1 rRNA gene is annotated in these 1505 nt (G+C 63.1%); it reads left to right on the forward strand.

What is annotated here, in order from left to right:
* Positions 1-5: 5 nt before the first annotated feature.
* Positions 6-1496 (forward strand): 16S ribosomal RNA (locus Mterra_RS21185).
* The last annotated feature ends 9 nt before the right edge of the window (positions 1497-1505 follow it).

Consider the following 1505-nt stretch of genomic DNA (forward strand, 5'->3'; position numbering starts at 1 on the left):
GCCTGTTCTTGGAGAGTTTGATCCTGGCTCAGGGTGAACGCTGGCGGTATGCCTAAGACATGCAAGTCGCACGGGCCGGTTTCGGCCGGCCAGTGGCGGACGGGTGAGTAACACGTGGGAGACGTGCCCTCAAGCGGGGGAAAACCGGGGGAAACCCCGGCTAATCCCCCATGTGGACGCCGGCCATGGCGGGCGTCTAAAGCCTCGGCGCTTGGGGATCGGCCCGCGGCGCATCAGGTAGTTGGCGGGGTAACGGCCCACCAAGCCGACGACGCGTAGCTGGTCTGAGAGGACGGCCAGCCACAGGAGCACTGAGACACGGGCTCCACTCCTACGGGAGGCAGCAGTTAGGAATCTTCGGCAATGGGCGAAAGCCTGACCGAGCGATACCGCTTGAAGGACGAAGCCCCTCGGGGTGTAAACTTCTGAACTCGGGACGATGGTGACGGTACCGAGGTAATAGCACCGGCTAACTCCGTGCCAGCAGCCGCGGTAATACGGAGGGTGCGAGCGTTACCCGGATTCACTGGGCGTAAAGGGCGTGTAGGCGGTCCCTCAAGTCCGATGCTAAAGACCGGGGCTCAACCCCGGGGGTGCGTTGGATACTGTCGGGCTAGACGGTCGGAGGGGGCAGCGGAATTTCCGGAGTAGCGGTGAAATGCGCAGATACCGGAAGGAACGCCGATAGCGAAGGCAGCTGCCTGGACGACCTGTGACGCTGAGGCGCGAAAGCGTGGGGAGCAAACCGGATTAGATACCCGGGTAGTCCACGCCCTAAACGATGAGTGCTGGGTGTCCGGCTCCTGCCGGGTGCCGTAGCTAACGCGTTAAGCACTCCGCCTGGGAAGTACGCACGCAAGTGTGAAACTCAAAGGAATTGACGGGGGCCCGCACAAGCGGTGGAGCATGTGGTTTAATTCGAAGCGACGCGAAGAACCTTACCAGGCCTTGACATCCCGCGAACCCCGCCGAAAGGGGGGGGTGCCCGCGAGGGAGCGCGGAGACAGGTGCTGCATGGCCGTCGTCAGCTCGTGTCGTGAGATGTTGGGTTAAGTCCCGCAACGAGCGCAACCCCTATCCCCAGTTGCCAGCAGTCCGGCTGGGCACTCTGGTGAGACCGCCCGCGAAAGCGGGAGGAAGGCGGGGATGACGTCTGGTCCGCATGGCCCTCACGGCCTGGGCGACACACGTGCTACAATGGCTGCGACAGAGCGCCGCCACCCCGCGAGGGGGAGCCAATCGCGCAAACGCAGCCCCAGTTCGGATTGGAGTCTGCAACTCGACTCCATGAAGCCGGAATCGCTAGTAATCGCGGATCAGCCACGCCGCGGTGAATACGTTCCCGGGCCTTGTACACACCGCCCGTCAAGCCATGGAAGTGGGTTCTGCCTGAAGTCGCCGGTAGCCCTAGGCAGGCGCCGAGGGCCGGGCTCATGACTGGGGCTAAGTCGTAACAAGGTAGCTGTACCGGAAGGTGCGGCTGGATCACCTCCTTTCTAAGGAGT

It is taken from the genome of Calidithermus terrae (assembly GCF_003574345.1).
Classification (GTDB): domain Bacteria; phylum Deinococcota; class Deinococci; order Deinococcales; family Thermaceae; genus Calidithermus; species Calidithermus chliarophilus.